Below are 22,322 nucleotides of genomic sequence, written 5' to 3' on the forward strand. Positions count from 1 at the left end.
CTATTTTAGTTTTTTTTTAAAAGTTTGCAGAATTACTTGTCTCGCCAATTTTAGTTCGAAAATTCTAGTATACAAAAGCGGGTATTTTGTTGTATTAGGTAGTGGTAGCCAATTTTCTAAGGCACACTATCTGGTAAACCTTAAATACTAGAAAGGATTCGTAACATAGCGAGATACTATTCACCTCTACATAGTCTAAAGCCAGTATCGCTTCCCTTACCATTTGCTTCATAATTGCCCTGAAAATTTATTTCACAACAGTAATCAGCACCTATCCAACCTCCTCCTTTTAGAACACGACCTTTAGGATCTGTATCATTATTATGCCAATCATAGCACCATTCTCTAACATTACCAGAGATATCAAAAATACCTAACTCGTTGGGAAGCTTACTACCCACAATTTTAGTTTTACAATTATTATTTTGTAACAAGGACCAATTCCAATCTGAACCTTTTAAGTTTTTTTCACCTGAATTACACCAATAATATCCCACTTCATTTATAGTATTACTCCCGCTATATGTATAGTTCTTGCTCATCTGCCCTCCTCCTGCAGCGTATTCCCATTCTTGTTCTGTAGGTAAGCGATATCCATTAGCTCCTTCATTAATGGTAACAGTCCATTTGATTTCATCTAATCCATTGTCGTTGTAAGGATCTTTTTTGTTTTCGCCGATAGTGTAATAGGGTTCTAAACCTTCTTTTAAACTTCTAGTGTTGCAATATTTTACGCAATCATACCAGTTTACATTTTCTACAGGCAAATTCTCTCCTAAAAATTCTGATGGATTACTACCCATTATTTCTACCCATTCTTTTTGAGTAACCTCATATCTCCCTATATAAAAGTTGGAAATAGTTAAGTCTTTGCCATAATAGCTTGAATTTGTATTTTTAAAAGAGCCTCCTTTTACAAATACAAAATTTTTGTTCTCTTTTTCCGAACAAGAAATTATAACAAAAAATGGTGCCAATAATATAAATAATTTTCTCATTTATGTTTTTATTTTAAGATATAAAAAATGCAGATGTTTTAAAATCTGCATTTTTTAGAATAATATTTTTAAACTTTATTGCTATAGCATAATAAAATACTTCAGTGTTGGCTCAAGTAACATTTAAATTTAAGAGCCTACCCAATAGTAGCAATATGTACTACTTATTTCGTTAGCGACACAATTACAATCCACACTTTGTACGTAAAAAAACACCTCTGATTCTTACTTGTAAATGTAAATAATTGAGGTTTGTTTTTATATCTTCCATATAGTTGCATTCATAGCACCACTTATTCTATTATTACCGTTATTACTGTAATCATAAGCTTCACATCCAAATACCATATAGGCATTTGTACCACCAGAAGGAGTCGCAAAATTTAATCCAAAATCAGCACCTAGTGCTCCTTTAAAATTATCTAAATGTGCCCCAACATTTATAGCATTATTTGTATTAAGAGCTGCACCTCCCCAACGTCCTTGAACTTGCCAAAAAGTCTTAGTACCGTCGATAGAAGGTTGTTGCACTCTTTGAGACTTGGTCATAACATAGGTATGATTATTTACTGTATAATTATTACCCGCACTACCTGCGTTAAAAAGTGCGCCTGGCCCTCTCTCACAAACGTAATATTCAGTAAGCGGACTTCTTGTCCACCCATATAATCCAACAAATTTAAGGTTGTTATCTGTGGTAACAGAACCTATATTGTAGCCTACATTTATTCTTTGTGTACTACTCCATCCTAGGCCACCTACTACCTGACGAACACCACTCCATGTAAAATTAAAATTACCTTTACCATTGGGTGATGTAATATTAATTGTTCCAAGCTGACCTTCAGCATCAATTGAATAAAAAAAGTTGTTCTGATTTCCTACTCTTGCAGTAGCTGAAGGTGATGCACTTTTAACAGGTTCAATTTGATCTTGTACTTGTGCATTTGTTGTTTCAGGTGCTAAATCATCCTTTGAACAACTTAAAAATGTTAAAGAAACAGCGGATACTATTAATGCTCCGAGTAAAACTGAAAAATTTAATTTTTTCATAATTTGGTTTTGGGGTTGGTTAATAAAAATTTTCGTCATCTATTGCGATGATAACGCAGCAAAAATATACGGTTCCGTTTTAAACGAATAATACAAATTCGACAAAAGATATAATTAATGGAGCATTCCTCTATTACACTAAAAATAAAACGCTCGAATTCTAACCTCACCAAAATCAAATAACAAAAGCACTACAACTACAAATTATAATTTTAAAGTTTGATTCTATTGCATTCGTCCAAATGCTTCAGCATACCTCATACCTGATGCACTGTTTAACAGTAAGCAAATTAATACTAATTCTACAATAAAAACTTTGGGAATCAATGTCCCAAAAATAATTTCAACGACCGATTCAACATAAGTTGTTTGCAAACTGAAGTCAAACTGCTTCTAGTGCATAAGTTCGATTTCAAAAACCATACAAAACAAAAACGCTCCCTTTTCAGGAAGCGTTTACTACTTTTAAAAAAAAGTCAACACCAACTAATAAATTCTATTTTACAGTCTCCATAATTGCTTGTCTCGCCAATTTAGGTTCGAAATTTCTATTATACAAAAGCGGGTAATTCGTTCTATTGGGAATTGGGTAGTCATTTTTCCAAGACATACCATCGTGCAATCCCCATAGAGTGACTCTGCTTATTTTATCTTTGTTCTTTACAAAAATTCCAAATAACTCTTTGTAACGATTCGCTAGTTCCTGTTCTACAGATGGAGGCAAACCATTTTTGTAAGGATCTAAAAAGGTTTCGAACTCTTCTAATTGATACTGGGGTTCCATCATACTTTTCCCTGTTATTTGCCCTTCCTTAGTAATTGGTAATACATCAACATCCAATTCGGTAATCATGACTTTAATTCCTAAGGCTGCATAGGCATCGATAGCTTGTTGAATATATTCCGTTTTAGGGAAGTTTAGTCCCCAATGCGCTTGAATCCCTACCCCATCGATTCTAATTCCGGCATCTTGAAGCATCTTGATCATACGCACTATTCCGTCTCTTTTTTCAGGACGCCAAGCATTGAAATCATTATAATACAATTCGGTGTTAGGTGCATATTCACTAGCGTATTTGAAGGCTAACCGAACCATTTCATCACCATCGCCAATACTGTTTACCCATACTGTAGGCCTGTACGAACCATTATCATCTATAACCTCATTGACTACGTCCCATGCTTGCACTTTTCCGGCATATCGACCAGCAACCGCTTTGATGTGGCTACGCAATCGCTCTTTTTGTTCTTCTGGCGAATTTGGAGCACCTTTATCATTCGTGAAAAACCATGCAGGGGTTTGATTATGCCATATTAAAGTATGTCCCATAACGAACATTTTGTTTTCTTGAGCAAAAGCAACATAGGCATCAGCCAATTTAAAATCATAAACTCCTGGCGACGGACATACTACTTCCGCTTTCATACAGTTTTCGGGAGTAACGGTATTGAATTCCCTTCTTACAATGGTATTGGAAGCACCATCCTTACCCGAAACGATGTCATCATTTATGGCACTACCCAATATAAAGTAGTTTTTAAAGGCGTTTTTTAATGCTACATTTTCAGTAGTCGGTACTGTTTTCGAAACAGCATTAGTTTTCACTTTTTGAGCCATACAACTTGTAAGTGATAGTGATAAAACACAAACGATTGTGGCTGTTTTAATTACTGTGGACTTTGGTTTTTGCATAGTTTTTTATTTATTAATAGAATAATGTATTTCAACCTATTGTAATAACCCATTGGGTGTAATTATTAGAACGGGGCTTCGACTCCCGAAGTTTCGGGACAGCCTGACAAAGAAAACGTCATTAAATATTACTTGCACTTACCGGACTCCATGTACCGTCATCTCTAGGGTATACACCGAATCCATAGCAGTGATAAAAAGTGTTTTTTGATTTAATCCGCCAAAAGTTACATTGGCAGTCCAGTCTTCAGGAACGGTAATATGTTCTATTTGCTCCCCTTTTTTATTGAAAACAGTAACGCCTTTTCCGGTTAGGTACACATTACCCAAGTGGTCGATTGTCATCCCATCAGATCCCATATTTGCAAACAGCTTTTTATTGGAAAGTTGGCCTTTTTTCCCAATAGTATAGGAGTAGGTTTTTTTTCCTGCTTCATCAGCAACATAAAGGATTTTGCCATCAGCTGTACCAATGATTCCATTCGGTTGGTCAAAGTTATCATCGGCTACAATTGTTGGTGTTTTTGATTTTGGTGCTAAATAATACACTCTTTTCGACTTCTGCTGAGGCTCTTGATGTTTCCACCAAGGACGTTGGTAATACGGATCTGTAAAATAAATACCTCCTTTGGCATCTACCCAAAGATCATTGGGACCATTGAATTTTTTGCCATCAAAATCAGTAACAAGTACGCTAACTTTTTTATCCACATCAATAGACCATATTTCGTTCTTTTCATCGGCAGCTGCTAGCAAATTTCCTTGGTTGTCAAAATAAAGTCCGTTGGAGCGGCCTGATGGTTTCATAAAATCCGAAACGGTATTATCAACAGCGTTCCACTTTAGAATACGGTCATTAGGCTGATCGGTAAAATAGACATTACCATTTTTGTCTGCAGCTGGACCTTCTGTAAATTCGAAACCATCAGCAACCAAAGTAAGTTGCGCACCATTAGCAATTATAGCTGTGTTTGGGGTTTTCTGAGCCTTGCAAGATGTAGTTACGATTATTAGCAAACTGATGCTAATTAAATTTAAACGATGGTTAAAAGTCTGTTTTTTTGATTTCCTTTTCATACAATATTCGTTAGTTTATTCTTTTATTTTTAATTGAATTAATCGCCTTTAGCCCAATAAATAGCGCCAAAAATGTGGTTTAAAAAGTATTTATCTTTAAACGATTCTGGTTTATGACCCAAAGCGGTATAAAAAGATCTTCCACCTTCATACTCTTGATGCCATGAAATAGGATGCGACTTTCCCATACCTTTTAACGGGATGGCATCATAACCTGCAGTAAAATCATAAGAAGATTCATCAACAGTCAATAGAATATGTAGTTTATCTAAATTCATGTTTTTAAAGTTATACCACTCATCTGAACGAAGCCACTTATTGGGTAGATGCCAGGTGGCTGGGAAATCATTATTCACCACATTTACAATTGCTGCTTGTAATTTGGGATGATTCACAAATTTGGCTCCAACTAGACCATCAAACCAAGCATTATCGTTTTCACCATCTGCTGTTCCGTGTATACCCACAAAGCCACCACCTCGTTTCATAAATGCTTTTAAAGCATCGATATGCTTTGGCGTCAAAAAATTGGCATTGGCGTTCATAAAGATCACGACATCATATTCTGGTAATTTCGTTATTAGATCATCTGGCCTTTGTGTCCAATCAAATTGAAACTGATTTTCTGCTGCCATTTCTTTGAATGCTTCTACAGCAACTGGGATGCTATTGTAATGCCAAGTATCATGTTGGGCAAACAATAAAACACGAAACTGATCTTGCGCATTTGTTTTAATCATAGTCAGGATACATATAGTTAATAAAAGACATTTCATTTTAAATAATTTCATAATCAGAGATTTATTTTAATAATTCATAATAAATATATTCCCATGCCAAACCAACACTGTACATAGGCGGAAAGCTATAGTCTTCTACTTCAGACAAGATGTAGTGCACTCCAGCTTTTTCTTTATAATTAAAAATATCCTTGAAATCTATTTTCCTACTTTCGCCTAATTCTTTATAATCTTTCACATGCCAACTAATAAATCGGTTGGGATAGGTTTTAAAATAATCGACAGGATTCACGCCTCCCCGCTGCATCCAATACAAATCAGATTGAAAATAGACATAGTCAGGATTGGTGTTTTGAAGAAAATAATCATAAATAGTTATGCCTTCTACCTTCAAAAATTCATCGGCATGGTTGTGATACACAAACTTAAGTCCGTTCTTCTTGCAGAGTTTTCCAACTTTATTATAATAATTGCAATACTCTTGCAGTTCTTTGATCGTTTTGATGTCTTTTAATTTACTATTTGAAGTAGAAAGATATTCAACACCCGCTTTTTTATGGTCTTGAATCGTGTTGTTCCACCACGTATTAATTGCGGCATCATCATTTTTGTTTTCAGGATCGAAAAAAGTCATCGAACCCAAAAATTTCATGCCTGCTTTTTCAACCATAGCCTTAAACTGCGCTGGACTTTGACCGTAAAAACCACCCTCTTTATATACAAAGGTTTCCACATAGCTATACCCCATTCTGCCTAACTGAATTAAAGTTTGTTCTGGATTTTTCAGCATCTCTTTGTGAACAGAAACAAGCTGAATACCAATGTTTTTATTTTTAGGATTGTTTTTAATATATCTCGTTTTCCATAAACTCTTTTCATAAGTATCAAATCCTTCTAATAGCACATCGGTGTAATTTTGAAAGTTAAAATCAACCTTCATTGTTTTCTTACCATTGAGGTCTTTGTCTTGCATCGTCCATTTTTTATCTGAAGAAAAGATTCCTTTGCCTGTAAAAAATGTGCCTTGTGCGTTGTGTCCAGCAGCAAAAACAGTATCAGTAACGGTATCAAAACCAATCATTTCATGCAGTATTGGGTTGTATTGGTTGTTACTATTTTTTTGCGAAACTTCAACCGTGAGCGAATGACTATTGGAATTATTTAAACTACTCATTTTAATTTCTGGAAGTTTTGCAACACTGTCTGTACTAGGATTAATAGCGCTTACCCATTGACCCGAATATTGTCTGAGTCTGTCTTTTTGCGAAGAAATTCTATAGTTTTCTTGAGCAAAACCGACAAATGACTTTAGACATAGTATTAAATAGAGTACTTTTTTCATTTTCTTAGTTTTTATCAAGGTGAATAAATAGTGGCTTCTCCATTTCTTTTTTATACTCTTCTAATACAAATGGATTTTCTTCGATACGAGCATCTTTCCAATCATGCCACGGAAAACCATTTTTGTTAGACCAATATTCCCAATCCCAATTGATGTAGCAAAATGCTTTAATTCCTGAATTATCCTCTAGCATATTAAAGAAAGGTTTAAACCATTTATTCCACGAAATTTCACCGTCCATAACCCCAACAAATCTCGGTGTGCATTCACCAATCATCACAGGTTTTTTATGAATATGAGCAGTATCAAAAAAAGTTTGTAAACCAATATTCTCAAATTCTTCAGGGCTAAAAATATCGATTCCCCACCAATCAACATATTGATCACCAGGATAGAACTCCATCAATTTTTCAAGACTTATAAAATTTGCTGAGCCACCACCAGAGCACCAAACTGTAGCCGACTTTATATCTTTCTCCTTAAATGCTTTAGAAATAGTGATGAATACTTTTTTATAACTATCAGGCAAATAGCCATTCCAATCGCCTTCAAATTCGTAGCCAATTCTAGTAAAGGAGGGTCTGTCTAAATCCAAAAGCACTTTATAAAATGCTTCTAATTGTTTGTCATATTTTCCGTTGGCAACTTCTTTATCTAAGCCTGCTCCAGTATCCTTACCTCCTGTAAATCCTAAACCAATTTGTGGTATCATCCCTTTGGGCAAACTATCTAAAACCTGTTTTAAATCTTTTCCCCATCTTTCAATCCTTTTTACGGGGGCAGTGATATTAACATACGTCATATAAATTGCTGGCATTTTATCTTGACCAATAGCATTTACATAATCATTAAAACCCTTTTTATCCTGACCAGCTCCGTGGTAAATTCCGATTTCGGGTTCGTATTTAGCATGGTAAAACTCCCGGTCAGCTTTAGTTTCTTGTCCCTGAACTTTTAAAACCAGTACAAAAAAAAGTAGGCTTGCAAACTTTATAATTTTATTTTTGATAGACCTCATATTATTTCTTTTCTGTTTTTACTTTTAATCCCTCTAGAAAACCATAATAAGCTGGTTTTGGTTTTAAATCATCATCATAAATAGTAGGCCAATCTTTCATGTTAAAAAAGCCTTTGATCCAAGAATCTCTATCTGTAAAGTCCCAAACTGTAATACCGTATTGCTGTTTTTTCGGAACAATTTTACGATACATTAAAACCAGATTTTTATATTTTTCAGCCTGTGCTTGTTTCATTTCAGTTGTTATCGAACTAAAGTTTTCGATACCACCTAATCTTTCGTCATTGTGCGAATTAAAAATAATATCGACTTCCGACAAGTGAATTTGTAAACCAGTTGCTGCCGCTTTTTCCAATGAATAAGCGATGACTTCATCTGGCGTATCCATACGAATGTGCATTTGAAAACCAATACCGTGAATGGGCACACCCTCTTTTTTAAATTCTTCAACCATTTTTAAAACTGCATTCAACTTAGTAGTATCACGTTCAATGTTGAAATCGTTATAAAACAAAACCGCGTCAGGATCTGCTTCATGGGCATATCGAAAAGCATTCGCTATATAGTCTTTACCAAAATTATTGTACCAGAAGGTTTTTCTATATTCACCACCTGCAGATTCAAAAGCTTCGTTTACAACATCCCATCCTGCAACTTTACCTTTGTATCGACCTACATATTTATGAATATACTCTTTCATAAATTCTCCCAACCATGCACTATCGTTGGCGCCTTTTTCTTCTACCCATTTTGGTGTACTGCTGTGCCAAATAAGGTTATGACCAAAAAGACGTTGGTTGTGCTTCTTGGCATAATACAATATGGTATCGGCCTTTTTCCAATTAAACTGGTTTTCAGCAGGCAAAATCGACTGCATTTTCATATCGCTAGTAGCTGTGATGCTATTGAAATTTGAAAGCTGCAATGCCATCAATTCTTGGTCATTAATTAATTTATTGATATTAATAGCAGTACCAATTGGAAATTCTGAAACGTTTTTTAGACCTACTTCCATCGTGTTTTTTTGGTTTACACTTTTACAAGCTGTAAAAGAAAGCACAACTAAAGCAACAAGGATCTTTGCAATTTGAGGATAACTTTGTTTTTTATGTATCATGTTATTTATTTTTTGGTATAGTTACAGATCCACTAACAATCGTTTCCGATCCAACGTTTTTCTTTATAGAAAATGCTTTGGAATTTTGAAGAACATCTTTTCCTTTTGACTTAGGAGCAAACAGAATTCCTGCCCAACGTCCACGAGTAAATTCTGATCCGTCAGTTCCCACTGAGGCAATTACAGTTACTGTATCACCTTTTTTGAGTTCAACGTTTTTCCATAATTTGTTGTACTTTATGCTTTCTTCGAAGGAATTCTTACTCAAAGGAGCGGTATATTTACCCACTTCGTTTCCGTCTACTAACATTTGAAACCCTGATTGCCCATCATTTTCACCAACACCTATAAAAATGATATCGTATATCCCATTTTCATAAGGAAAATTTGTTGTGACCGCAGCCTCTTTATATTTTTCAGGATTAATTGCCAGCCATGCATTATCCAAATAAAAAGTAGTGTTTTCAGTAGGGAAATCTGTAGCATTAATTATTTTCGTTCCTTTAACTGTCTTTGCAATTTCGTCAATATAAGAAAGAGCTGTAGCTTGGTTTTTTATTTCTACTGGACCTTCGCCATTTGGAACATAATCAATGTCTTTCGTTAGCAGGAATTTATCAAATTCGACACCATCTTCTCGCATACTAAACTGAATGTCATGTATCCCCGATTTTTCGATATCCAAATAAATTTGTTTGGCAACACCACAGTGAATTAATTCTGTACGTTGTGCACTTCCCCAAGTCCATTCATTTTTGCCTTCGCACCATTGCATGCGTTGTCCGTTTTCTGGCCAAGTACCATCAATTCCTACATGTAGTCCGTTATCTTCGGCACCCATACTAAATATTCTTGCCCAAACATAATAGCGTCCAGGAGTATTGATGTGTACTTTATAATGAAGAATCCCCATTTTTCCGGCTTCATTCGAAAAATTTTCACCTACAATTAGCTCGTCTTCAGCAGTGACTCTAGTGTCGGGTAGAATTTCTAAATAAGTATTGTTACTCGCACCAAGCTGATGATTTTCATCTTCATCTCTACCCACTTTAGGAGTTTCAATTGATGACGTTCGATACCATTGTCTGATTTGATTTTTACTCTGTTTATAAAAATGCTCAGCTTCTACAGCAATAATATCTTTTTTTCCATCGAAATGGTTATTTTCAGTTACAAGAGGTTTCTCGAGATTTTGTGCCATAGCCTGCAACGTGCTTAATAGTCCCCCCATTATCAAAATTCTGGTTCTTAACTTCATATTATTTGGTTTGGTTAATAGCTAATTTTAGTATATCCACACTTGCAGATATTAAAAAACCACAATGTGTATTGTGGTTTATATGTTGAATTTTAATGGTTTTGTAAAATTATACGACTCCTTTCAATTCAGTTATTACGTTATATTAGCGCGATCTTAGTTCGTTTTCACTGCATCCCAACCTGTCACCTTCACAATTTTAGAAAAGATCTCGTTATTCTCATAAACCCCAGTAAATTCTTCAGAACCAGGTCCAAAAGCAAAAACCGGAATTAAAGTAGCAGAATGTCCTCCTGTAGAAAAAGAAGTTCCTACCTTACTGTAATCATCATATTCTGTTCCATCTACTTTCTTTTTCTTTTGTGCCGATAGCGTAAAACCTCCTGTTTCATGATCAGATGTTACCACAACCAAAGTGTTCCCATCTTTCTCGGCATAATCCAATACCTTTCCGATTAGATTATCAAAATCTAATAATTCTGCAATTAAGTAAGGAGCATCATTACTATGTCCGCCCCAATCTATTTGCGAACCTTCAGTCATAATAAAAAAGGGCGCATTGTCTTTACTTAAAAACTTAATTCCCAATTCGGTTGCATCCGAAAGGAAATCACCTCTGCCTTCTGACATTTTAGGCATCTGATCATTAGCTAAAAGAAAACCCGCTTTTTGGCTTGATTTAATTTGAGCATAATTTCCTAAAGCTATAGTATTCATATCATAGTTTAGTGCAGTTAATTCCTTGACCAAATCGCGTTTGTCTTTTCGTTCTGTGAAATATTTTAATCCGCCTGCTGCAAAAAAGTCAACTTTACCAGCTAACAAATCAACTGCAATTTCGTCAGCCATACCACGATTAATTTGGTGACCAAAAAAACTACCAGGTGTTGCATGAGTAATTGAAGACGACGCTATTAAACCAGTCTTTACATTTCTTGATGAAGCTAATTCTACTATCGTTTCTACTGCTGTAGAGTCATTTGCAACTCCAATCGCACTATTAAAAGTTTTTACTCCGGCACTGAACGCCGTTGCACCAGCAGCAGAATCTGTTATCTCCTGACCTGCAGAGGAGGTTTTAATAAGTCCTATGTTTTTAAATCGAGTATAATTAGGTTTTGAATCCTTGAAGAAAAACGCAGAAGAAATTTGCGACAATCCTGTTCCATCACTGATTAAGAGAATTACATTTTTAGGTTTAGTAGGTTGCGCTGTTTTTTTTGTTGTAGAACAAGAAAATAACGTAAATGCTACAAAAACTGCCGAGATATATTTATAATTCATGAGGTTGTAATTGTTTTGGTTAGTACTTATTTAAATAACCTTTAAGTCATAGTGGCTTTCATATCAGTAATTGTCAGTAATGCTGAATTAAAAATCCAGCAAAAACTGACAGCACTAACTACAAATTATCTAATTCGAATCTAAATTGAGTACCACAAATAGCTTTGAAAAAATTGACCAACTCAAAAAAGTTGTGAAACTAGTATTTAAACATTAATCCAAATACGGATCTAAAGTCTGAATTTTTCCGTTTTCATCATAAGTGATTTCAGCCACTTTTACGGATCTTAAATGGGTAACCCCTTCAGACAAACTTGAATCGTGGTAGAACAAATACCATTTACCTTCGAACTCACAAATAGAATGATGCGATGTCCAACCGATAACTGGATTTAAAATTCGACCTTGATACGTAAACGGACCGTAAGGATTATCTCCCGTAGCATAGCAGATAAAATGAGTATCTCCAGTTGAATAAGAGAAATAATATTTGCCATTATACTTGTGCATCCATGAAGCTTCAAAAAAGCGACGATCATTATCTCCAGCTAAAAGCGGTTTTCCGTTTTCATCCAGAATTTCGATCTCTTTCACCGATTCGTCAAAACTTTTCATATCGGCAGAAAGCTTTGCCATAATTGGATTTAAAGCCAACTCACCAGCCGATGGTTCTTGGTTGTTTACATCATAAACATTGTTTCTATAGTTTTGCAATTGACCGCCCCAAATTCCACCAAAATACATATAATAACTACCATCATCATCACAAAAAACTGCAGGATCGATAGAATAACTTCCTTCAATCGCCTCTGGTTCTGCAATAAATGGCCCTACTGGTGAATCACTAATTGCAACCCCAATCTGGAAAATTCCGTTGGCTCTTTTAGCTGGAAAATACAAATAATATTTTCCGTCCTTTGTCGCTGCATCGGGCGCCCACATTTGTCTTTCGGCCCAAGGCACATCTTTTACGTGTAATGCTAATCCATTATCCGTAGCTTCACCCGTTGGGCTATCCATCGAAATAACATGGTAATCTTCCATCCCAAAATGATCTCCGTTATCGTTAAACGGAATTCCCGCTTCGATGTCGTGAGAAGGATAAATGTATATTTTTCCATTAAAAACATGAGCCGAAGGATCGGCAGTGTACATGTGTTTGATTAACGGTTGTGAAATTGCTTTTTTGTTTATTTCGTCAAAATTGATATGACTAATACTTTCTTCTGGCATAATAACTTAATTTATTGTTTTATTTCTTCTTTCTTTTAATTCACTTTCTAACTGCATTTCCATTTTTTTATCGATTATATAAAAACATACAAGCGCTGCACTTGCAATGAAAAATAACCCTGGATAAACACTTACTGATAATTTAATTCCGTCAATTGCTGACTGTGCTTGGTTTGCTGCTTCAGCCACATAACCGTATCTTGATAATAGAAAAGCACCTAAAGCACCACCAATACTCAAACCTACTTTTAGACCAAAAATCATAGCCGAAAAGATGATAGCCGTAGCACGTCGATTGTTTTTCCATTCGCTATAATCCGCCACATCTGCAATCATCGCCCATAATAACGGAATCGTAATTCCGTACAAAAACCCGTGAGCCATTTGCGTTAAGAAAACCAGACCTATTGAAGTTGGCGCATAGAAATTGAACTGAATCAAACTTAATGCAGATAGGAATATAAAGGCAATGAAAATGTTTCTTTTTCCAAATTTATCTGCCAATCCTTTTGAAAACATAATTCCGAAAATCATGAACAAAATTCCACCTGAATTGAACAAACTAAAGGCCGAAGTAGGCGCATCTTTTGGCCACTGAAACTCAGTAAGTCCCATTCCGATTAGCGTGTCATTCAATCCTGCGATCATATTATTGAATCCAATATCTTGCAAGAAAGTCGCTTGGGCAACAGGATCTAAGTAATATTTAAAATAATAAATATACATTCCTCCTTTTAGCGAAAGCGTAACAAAAATCAAAATAGTCACAAAAAGCATGATTACCCACGGCTTGTTTTTGGACAAATCGACCAAATCTTGTTTTACAGATGATTCTTGTTCTTTCTTAGGAACTATACGCTCTTTAGTAGTCAAAAATGTGATTAAAAAACAAACCACTCCTGCTATTGCAAAGATCATCATGGTGGTTTTAAAACCTGCTGCTTTGTCGCCATGACCCAATATTAAAACCAAAGGCAATAACAATCCCTGAATGATAAATTGTGCAAACATTACCGCTACAAAACGATACGATGACAAACTGTTACGTTGTCCCATATCCCCTGTCAAAACGCCGCTTAAGGCCGAATACGGTAAATTATTTGCCGAGTACACTAATATCAACAAGAAATAAGTCACTAAGGCATAAATTACTTTTCCGTCTGGACCAAAATCTGGTGTCGAGAAAGCCAAAATAGCGATAACTCCAAATGGCACAGAAGTCCATAAAATCCAAGGTCTGAATTTTCCCCAACGGGTTCTCGTTCTATCGGCAACCGCACCCATAATAATATTAAAAAAGGCACCTATAAATCCTCCAAAAAAGATAATCGCACTTGCTGTCCCTGCTGGAATTTTATACACATCGGTGTAGAAAAATGCCAAGAAGGTCATCAAGGTTTGGAAAATTAAATTGGCTGCAAAGTCGCCTAGGCTGTAACCTACTTTCTCTAAAATCGAAAGTTTTTGGGATGTATTATTCATTTTGTAATTTTATTTATGACTATTTTTTCTAAACGTTTCCTATTATTTTATCGTTTTATCACTAAAGCGTTCGATTGTTTTTAATTCTGGTTCGCCACCTTTTTGGCCACAGCCTGAAGCGATATACAATTCTTTTTTGTACCAAATAAACTGTGTGCCATGTCTCCCTTGCTGCAATGATGGCAGCGTACTCCAAGTTCCTGTTTTTGTATCTAAAACTTCAACTGCCTTATGTGCCAATAATTGATCTGCATTTTCGCCACCAGTGACTAAAATTTTATCACCAATACAAATGGAAGCACAACCTCCGCGAGGGGTCGGAATGGGATTGGCGAGTGTACTCCATTTTCCTGTCTTATAATCAAACACATCCACTTCTGGAATTGTCAACTCAAAAACCTTGTTGATAACACCTGATGAAATCCTTCCTCCAAGAACATATAATTTATCCTTACACACTACCGAAGTTGCATGATCTCGAGCTCGTGGTGCATCTGGAAGTGTTTCCCATTTACCTGTTTTGAAATCATAAACATCAAACCAGTTTACGTGACCATCCCAATGTCCGTCTACTATTCCACCTGAAATATAGAGTTTGTCCTTATAAACATTGGCGGTTGTAGAAGCTCTTAACCTATTCTCCGGCATATCAAATCCTTTTTCCCAACTGTCTTTTACTGGATCATACACATAAGATGTTGCAACAGGCTTTTCGTGTGGAAATTGCCCTGTGGCAGCTCCTATAATGTAAATTTTACCTTTATAGGAGAAACCTTGAAAATGATGTAATTCGATTGGCGGTTTTGCACCTGAGGTCCACGTATTTGTTTTAGGATTAAAAATGGAAACTTCTTGAATACGGCGACCTCCAAGCAGGTAAAATTTACCTCCAGCCTCCGCAAATGCTGCTTCATGTCGTTCTGCAGGTTCACCTGTACACGCTAATGTTTCCCATTTATAATTATCAAAAGTTTGTGAAATACCTTGATGACAGCATAAAGTGAAGAACGATAAAACCAATATTTTCGAAAGCCTAGAAAGTGATCTCATAATCTCTTTTGATGTTATTTAATTTTAAGCCACTAGCATTACTACTATTTACAGTCGCATTATTTCTTCTTCAAAGCCATTACCTGATCGTATGCTTTTTTAGTCTTATTATTTCGATCAAAGAACAACGGATAGTTCGTTCTGTTTTTGATTGGCCAATTATTCAACCATGATTGACTATCGTTCACTCCCCAAAAAGTAACACGACTAATTTTGTCTTGGTGCTTCAAGAATACTTTGAACAAATCTTCATAACGTTGCGCAAGTTTTACTTGGATACTGTCTGGAATACCTTGAGTGTACGGATTCATTTTGGCATCTTCTTCGAAATTTTGATCTACATTGGCGCCCACTAATTTCTCAGGCACAGGTAAAACAGAAATATCCAACTCTGTAATCATCACCTTCAATCCTAATTTAGAATAAGCAATAATACTTTCTTCAATATCTTTTAATGGCAGCCCATCAAGGCTCCAGTGACCTTGAATTCCAACACCATCAATGCGAGCACCACTGTCTATAATTTTCTTTAATAATCGAATGGCTCCCTCTCTTTTCTTAGGTTGTTCGATATTAAAATCATTATAATAAAGCTCTGTTCCAGGTGCTGCTTTTTCGGCTAACTTAAAAGCAGTTACTAGATAATCTTCTCCTAGTTTATCAAGAAATATTGATTTTCTGTACGTTCCATCTTCGTTCAAAGCTTCGTTCACGACATCCCAACCATCAATTTTTCCTTTGTATCTTCCGGCAACAGTACTGATGTGATTTTTCATAAACAGACTCAAGGAATCCTTGCTTTTTATAGCATGAACAAAGGGAGACAATTGCTCGTGCCAAACTAGCGCATGACCTACAACGAACATATTATTTTTTTTACCGTAAGCCACATATTTGTCGGCTACGTCAAAAGTGTATTCGTCCCATTTTGGATGAATCATCTCGCATTTTAGATTATTCTCAGGGGAAATAGCACTAAATTGTGATTTGATCAGGTTGTTTACAACTGAATCTTTTTCGTTGATTTGGTCTTCGCTAAGTGCTGTACCAATAAAAAAATCTTGTTTGAACGCACTTTTTAATGTTGGTTCTTGATCTACCACTTCTTTTTTAGATTGGCAACTCATCATTAAAACCCCTGCCAATATAATTGTAGCCGTTTTGTTGTTTACTATTTTCATATTCTATTTTTAAATCAATATTTGTATTAATTATATCTTACTTTATTTTGTATTTGTGTTTTTGAACCAACTGAATTGTGCTTGATTCGTACTTTTTTCTCCCATTGATGTGGTGTACATAGCATAAAATGCTCCTACAAAACCACCTGCAACTTGTGTACTTAAAAATTTCGCATCCATTTGATCAGCTAGCATATTCCATTTTTTATTATCCAAGGAATATTGGAAACTATACACCGGCCCATTGGCAACTATTTTCAAAAACAATTTATCTTTACTTTCAATGGTAGCCGATTTAATTTCATCGATTACCTCTCCATTAGATTTGTACAGCTGCACCACCTTTTTATTATTCTTCACCGACTGGCAGAAATAGTAAAAATGAGATTCATTTTGGAAAACTATTAATCCTGATTTTTCATTTTCTTTCTTAGTCGAAAACTCCATTTCTGTGCTTACTTCGCCTATTAAGTGTTGCTGTCTAAAACCGATGAAACTAGGATTCCCAGTTCCTGAAACTGTTTCTGGTCTAGTCTTTAAAGTAATAGCTCCTTTTTTTGAATCTAAAGAATACCATTTATCATGAGGTGTTCTTAGAAACATCCATTGATAATCTAAAGAAGTACCGTTAAATTCATCTACAAATAAATCGCGATTGCTTTTTGCTACTGCAGAAGGTTTCGTTTTTAAGGTGTAATTCTTTTTAACGACCTCTCCTTCTAAGTTGATTTTTGGCCAACCCATTTCCCAAGACATAGGTGCCATAAAAGTTTCTCTTCCTGTATTATAAAATCCTGCTTCATACGGACGACTGCCTAAAAAAACCGCGTACCAGTTACCATTAGCGTCTTCAACAAAATCAGCATGACCTGTTGATGTTATAGCATCTTTACGGTTAGTGTCTAAATTTCGTTGCGTCAAAATTGGATTTTGAGAGTATGATTCATAAGGCCCTAAAACATTTTTACTTCTAAAAACCACTTCTGAATGATTAACATCCGTTCCGCCCTCAGCAGCTATTAAATAATAAAAACCGTCTTTTTTAAAAATATGAGGCCCTTCAATCCAAACTGGTTTTTGACTTATGTCCGATCCACCATTCACGATTATTTCAGGACTGCTAATCACTTTATTTGTAGTAACATCAAATTCTACTATTTTTATCGAACGATGTCCATCATAAACCGAAACCTTGTTTGGAGGATCGCTGTTGTAAATGATATAAGCGCGATTTGTAACATCAAAAAACAAGGAAGGATCAATCCCTTCAACTTTTGGAAGCCAAATAGGATCACTCCAACCTTTGGATAAATCTGTAGTCGTAATGACAAAATTATTTCCATTATCTATCAAAGTACAAGTGATGTAAAAAGTCCCGTTATTGTAGCGAATCGCTGGCGCAAACAAACCTCTTGAAATTCCTAAACCATCTAAATTTAATTGCGTAGTTCTATCCATTGCATTTCCTATTTGTTCCCAATGCGCCAAATCTTTCGAATGAAAAATGGGCAGTCCTGGAAAATAGGAGAAAGTTGAATTGACCAAATAGTAATCCTCTCCTACTCTACAAATACTGGGATCTGGATAAAATCCTTTTAAAATAGGATTTTGGACCACTGCCGTATTTTGAGCAGCGATTACATTGGCATAAAAAAGAACTAATACAATTACTACTTTTCTCATTCTGCACTATTTACAATAGTTTTCACGTATTCAAAGAATGCTTTTTTTCGTGCTGAACTCACTTTCCAATCAACAGGTACGCTTTGAAATCCTTCTTTAATATCCGTTTCTCCTTCTCTTCTAAAATCAAAGAAACCCCATGACGCTCTGTTCTCGATTGCCATTTTGAAATTGTTTTGCTCTTTGTCAAATTCATAATGATCGTCTTCATTGAAAACTATCGGTTTCACACTGTAACCCGGCACTTGTTTCGTTTTTTCAACCATTATTGCTACTCCTTTTGGATCTTCAACAGCGTTAGCGTGAAGTAAAATATAATCAGAAGCTTCTATAACGCTAGAAGTTGGAATCGAAGCACCTTGAAAACTAGTGGATACTAAAAATCTGAAGTCTCCTCTTTTATTATTTTTTACTCTATTAATCAAAGTTGCCATACCACTTTCCGTCAAAATTTCATGATCGTAATACGGTAAATCGCATTCGTTAACGACTTCAATAAGGATATTTTTATAACCCGTTTTATGCAGTCCGTTTATGGTATTGTCAACAGCATTGATGACTGCTTTTTCATCTGCTAAAAGTTGGTCCTGTCCAAAATAGAACAAACCTAAAATCACGACCATTTCTAACTCATCTGCTTTTTTAAGCACTTTTTCTAATCGGTTCCAATAGGCTGGTTTTATAGCACCATTACTTTCAAAAGCCGAGTTAATCCAATTTTTATTCCCGTATCCTGTTGGGCTACCACCTTGCAGATTTATGGTAACTGCGTTTAATCCGTATGATTTCCACTCATCCATGGCAGCAACAAACTCCTCTGTATTACGATCTGCGCTCCATTTTTGTGTATCTGGATATTTCCATAACGCCGCCGTTTCTGGATTTTCATCATCAAAAGTAGCTTGTACCATTCTGGAGTTGAACAACAATCCTTCGATAGCATTCCCCTGCCAAGTTTTCCCTTGATTGATTATTTTTCCGTTGATTAAAAAATTATCCTTTTCGATAGAAACAACGGTATGTCCTTTACTTTTATTAGTGCTGACTTGACCGTTGGTCGCTATACCAAAAAGAAATAAGGCTGTTATTGATAAACGATATACTATTTGCATAAGATTGTATTTTAGTTTTGAATTTGGAATGGATTTCCTTTTAATGCAACTGTGCTAACAACCACATTTGCTGTTTTTATTCTTTCCTCGTTTGGTTGTGCTCCTCCCACTGAAAAAGTATAATCGCCTGGATTCACTTCCATTTTTACATCAGCATTGATCTGTGCCAATTGTTTTGGTTGCACTTTAAAGTGAACGGTCTTTGTTTCTCCTGCTTTTAGAAAAGTTCTTTCAAAACCTACTAATGTTCGAATAGTGTTTTGAAAATCTTCTTTAGCACTTTTCATATACAATTCCGTTACTTCATCGCCATCTACTTTTCCTGTATTGGTAACATCTATAGAAAGTAGAATCTCTTTGTTTGTCGCTTGTTCTTTATCCAAAACTAAATTGCTGTATTTAAAGCTGGTGTAACTCAAACCAAAACCAAATTCATACAAAGGTTTTCCTTGAAAATAGCGATAGGTTTTGCCTTTCATATTGTAATCATCAAAGGCTGGGATATCCTTAATATCTTTATAAAAAGTAAGTGGCAAGCGTCCAGAAGGGTTGTAATCACCAAATAAAATATCAGCAATAGCAGTACCTCCAGCTTGTCCAGGATACCAAGCTTCTAGAATTGCTGGAATATTTTCGTTTTCCCAATTAATGGCAAGTGCACTACCGTTCAACAAAACCAAAACCATTGGTTTGCCAAGAGTGCTTATTCTTTTCATTAAGTTAGTTTGAGAAGCTGGAAGTTTGATATCCAATCGGTCACCACCTGCAAAGCCGTCTACTTTCACTTTCATTTCTTCCCCTTCCAAAAGCGGACTCAATCCCATACAAAACACCACAACATCTGATGCTTCAGCCAAAGCCATGGCTTCTTTTTCAAGGTTTTCATTAGGCGCTTCCCATAAAAAACGCATTACAGCATGCTCAGAATTGTCTTGTTTGTACTCTAATTTAATTTTATACACTTTATTAGCTTCTAAGTCTAAATATTCATATTCTGTTTTAGGCTCATAAACATTTTCACTTTCAACGATCAATTTGCCATCGACAAACAATTTCATTCCAGAATAGGATTGTCCACCTAATGCGTAACGTCCTGATTTTGGCACCGAAAGATATCCCGTCCAACGAACTGAATATTTATCATAACTCATATCTGCAAATGGTGGCGTTGTTGCCCATAAAAAATCAACGTTTGCATCGACTTGCTTGTGTGATGCTTTTCCTTTTAATGTGGTATTCGAAAAATACTCCGCTTTTAACCCCTTGTTTTTTAATTTACTATCCGAATATAAAACAGCAGCAGGAACCGCTTCTAATATTGGTAAGCCATCAGCCAACCTGCAACCTTCTGCAAAACTCACTTGAGCATTTGGCAACTTATTCATTATTCCTTGCAAAGGCGTAACTGGTTGTGACGGAAAACCATTGTAATTCCCAAGTAACACATCTGCATCATTCGCATTCGGACCAATAACAGCTACTTTTTTTAAGTTTTTGCTTAATGGTAATAGGTTGTTGTTTTTTAATAGAACCATGGATTTTCTAGCCGATTGTAACGCTAGTAAACGGTGCACTTCTGAATCTACAACTGAATATGGAATATCCTCATATTTTACATCCCCTTTTGGAGCAAACAATCCTAGTTTTAAACGTGCTTCTACTAATCTTTCTACAGAAATGGTAAGTTCCGCTTCGGTAATTAAACCTTGCTCAACCGCTTTCACTAGCGAAGGATAGGAATCCCCACAATTCAAGTCGGTTCCCGCTTGTACCGCCATTGCAGATGCTTGTTCCTTAGTTTGTACCACTTCATGAGCTCCTTTATTATAGAAATCAGTCACCGCCCAACAGTCAGAAACAATGTATCCTTTGAAACCCCAATCTTTTCTCAATAAGCTACTCAATTCCTTATTCCCGCAACAAGGCACTCCCTTGTAACTATTGTACGCACACATCACAGAATACACGCCCGATTCCTTCACTACTTTTTCGAATTGTGGGCTATAGGTATTCAACATATCAAAAGCTGAAGGATCTACATTAAAACTATGACGACTCGCTTCTGGTCCGCTGTGTACCACAAAATGTTTGGCAGTAGCAATCAATTTATAGTATTTAGGATCATTTCCTTGTAAGCCTTTTATAAATTGTACCCCAAGCTCTCCCGTTAAATAAGGATCTTCACCATAGGTTTCCATTCCGCGACCCCATCTAGGGTCTCTAAAAATATTAATGTTGGGTGTCCAAAAAGTCAATCCTTGATGAATGCCTCTTTTGTTTTTAGAAACAAAATCATGATGCTTGGCTCTCGCTTCATCTGAGATTGCATTGGCAATTTCGAACATTTGCTTTCTATCAAACATGGCGCTCATTCCTATTCCTTGTGGAAAAACAGTTGCAATTCCCGCACGAGCTACACCGTGTAAACATTCGTTCCACCAGTTCATTTCGGGAATTTCTAATCTATCTATTGCAGCAGAGTTGTAGGTCATTTGAGAAACCTTCTCTTGCAAAGTCATTTTAGAAACCAAAAAAGAAGCTCTTTCTTCAAAAGTTTTTGAAGCATCTTTATGTACTGCTACCTGAGCATCACAAACTGTAATGGCAAGAAAAAAGAAAATGCAAATCTGTTTTATTTGAGACATAATTATATTTATTTAATACTATTTGACAGAGATTGTAATTAAGACTTACGCACTGTTTTCTATTTTGAAAAACATACATTCGAATAAAAAATTTCGAACAAATATTCCAGAAAATAAAATTTAATTTGCACACCTATGAAAACTACTTTTTGAATATTATTATGTCTACTATTCAAAAAAAGTAGCTTATCTAAAATATGTTATAATTTAGTAAAACTGTTTTGTAAAAGTAGCAGGAAGCTCCATTCCCTAATGACACTAATGAAGCTATAAATAAAACAAATCGTGCGTTTTCGACCATTTACGCACTATAAAGCAGGCTTATGAAGATAAATTAGCAATTAACAGTAAAATTG

Annotated in this window: 17 protein-coding genes; all 17 read right to left on the reverse strand. The window is 35.6% G+C overall.

Annotated elements, in window-relative coordinates; all coding sequences use genetic code 11:
• Positions 1 to 176: 176 nt before the first annotated feature.
• Complete coding sequence (locus H603_RS0104515; RefSeq protein WP_026707460.1) at positions 177 to 998, reverse strand: formylglycine-generating enzyme family protein; 822 nt, start codon at positions 996 to 998, stop codon at positions 177 to 179.
• A gap of 258 nt (positions 999 to 1,256) precedes the next feature.
• Complete coding sequence (locus H603_RS17070) at positions 1,257 to 2,051, reverse strand: glycoside hydrolase family 11 protein (RefSeq protein ID WP_169628284.1); 795 nt, start codon at positions 2,049 to 2,051, stop codon at positions 1,257 to 1,259.
• 496 nt (positions 2,052 to 2,547) lie between these two features.
• Entirely contained in the window at positions 2,548 to 3,744 is a 1,197-nt protein-coding gene (locus H603_RS0104525; RefSeq protein WP_157510399.1) for an endo-1,4-beta-xylanase, read from the reverse strand.
• A 138-nt stretch (positions 3,745 to 3,882) separates the two neighbouring features.
• Entirely contained in the window at positions 3,883 to 4,821 is a 939-nt protein-coding gene (locus tag H603_RS0104530; protein WP_051219165.1) for an SMP-30/gluconolactonase/LRE family protein, read from the reverse strand.
• A 38-nt stretch (positions 4,822 to 4,859) separates the two neighbouring features.
• Positions 4,860 to 5,612, reverse strand: coding sequence for a ThuA domain-containing protein (locus tag H603_RS0104535; protein WP_026707463.1), 753 nt, complete (start codon positions 5,610 to 5,612; stop codon positions 4,860 to 4,862).
• Positions 5,613 to 5,622: 10 nt separating this feature from the next.
• Positions 5,623 to 6,903, reverse strand: a complete 1,281-nt coding sequence (locus tag H603_RS17075; protein WP_051219169.1) for a sugar phosphate isomerase/epimerase family protein — start codon at positions 6,901 to 6,903, stop codon at positions 5,623 to 5,625.
• A gap of 4 nt (positions 6,904 to 6,907) precedes the next feature.
• Positions 6,908 to 7,921, reverse strand: coding sequence for a glycoside hydrolase family 26 protein (locus H603_RS0104545; RefSeq protein WP_026707464.1), 1,014 nt, complete (start codon positions 7,919 to 7,921; stop codon positions 6,908 to 6,910).
• Between the two features lies 1 nt (position 7,922).
• Complete coding sequence (locus tag H603_RS0104550) at positions 7,923 to 9,038, reverse strand: endo-1,4-beta-xylanase (RefSeq protein WP_026707465.1); 1,116 nt, start codon at positions 9,036 to 9,038, stop codon at positions 7,923 to 7,925.
• 1 nt (position 9,039) lies between these two features.
• Complete coding sequence (locus tag H603_RS17430; RefSeq protein WP_051219172.1) at positions 9,040 to 10,269, reverse strand: hypothetical protein; 1,230 nt, start codon at positions 10,267 to 10,269, stop codon at positions 9,040 to 9,042.
• Between the two features lie 183 nt (positions 10,270 to 10,452).
• Entirely contained in the window at positions 10,453 to 11,580 is a 1,128-nt protein-coding gene (locus H603_RS0104560; RefSeq protein WP_026707466.1) for an alkaline phosphatase, read from the reverse strand.
• Between the two features lie 213 nt (positions 11,581 to 11,793).
• The gene (locus tag H603_RS0104565) at positions 11,794 to 12,813 is read right to left on the reverse strand and encodes a glycoside hydrolase family 43 protein (RefSeq protein WP_026707467.1); all 1,020 of its coding nucleotides are present in this window, start codon (positions 12,811 to 12,813) and stop codon (positions 11,794 to 11,796) included.
• A 6-nt stretch (positions 12,814 to 12,819) separates the two neighbouring features.
• Entirely contained in the window at positions 12,820 to 14,295 is a 1,476-nt protein-coding gene (locus tag H603_RS0104570; RefSeq protein WP_026707468.1) for an MFS transporter, read from the reverse strand.
• Between the two features lie 42 nt (positions 14,296 to 14,337).
• On the reverse strand, positions 14,338 to 15,345 hold the full coding sequence (locus tag H603_RS16485) for a Kelch repeat-containing protein (protein ID WP_035675410.1): 1,008 nt from the start codon (positions 15,343 to 15,345) through the stop codon (positions 14,338 to 14,340).
• 59 nt (positions 15,346 to 15,404) lie between these two features.
• A complete protein-coding gene (locus H603_RS0104580) occupies positions 15,405 to 16,526 on the reverse strand; it encodes an endo-1,4-beta-xylanase (RefSeq protein WP_035675412.1) in 1,122 nt (373 codons plus the stop codon).
• A 42-nt stretch (positions 16,527 to 16,568) separates the two neighbouring features.
• Positions 16,569 to 18,209, reverse strand: a complete 1,641-nt coding sequence (locus H603_RS0104585) for a glycoside hydrolase family 43 protein (RefSeq protein WP_026707470.1) — start codon at positions 18,207 to 18,209, stop codon at positions 16,569 to 16,571.
• The gene (locus H603_RS16490; protein WP_035675414.1) at positions 18,206 to 19,321 is read right to left on the reverse strand and encodes a hypothetical protein; all 1,116 of its coding nucleotides are present in this window, start codon (positions 19,319 to 19,321) and stop codon (positions 18,206 to 18,208) included. Before H603_RS16490 ends, H603_RS0104585 begins: the two co-directional genes overlap by 4 nt.
• Positions 19,322 to 19,332: 11 nt before the next feature.
• Entirely contained in the window at positions 19,333 to 21,966 is a 2,634-nt protein-coding gene (locus H603_RS0104595) for a glycoside hydrolase family 3 C-terminal domain-containing protein (protein ID WP_035675416.1), read from the reverse strand.
• Positions 21,967 to 22,322: the final 356 nt, after the last annotated feature.

Source organism: Flavobacterium frigidarium DSM 17623 (assembly GCF_000425505.1).
Taxonomy (GTDB): Bacteria; Bacteroidota; Bacteroidia; order Flavobacteriales; family Flavobacteriaceae; genus Flavobacterium; species Flavobacterium frigidarium.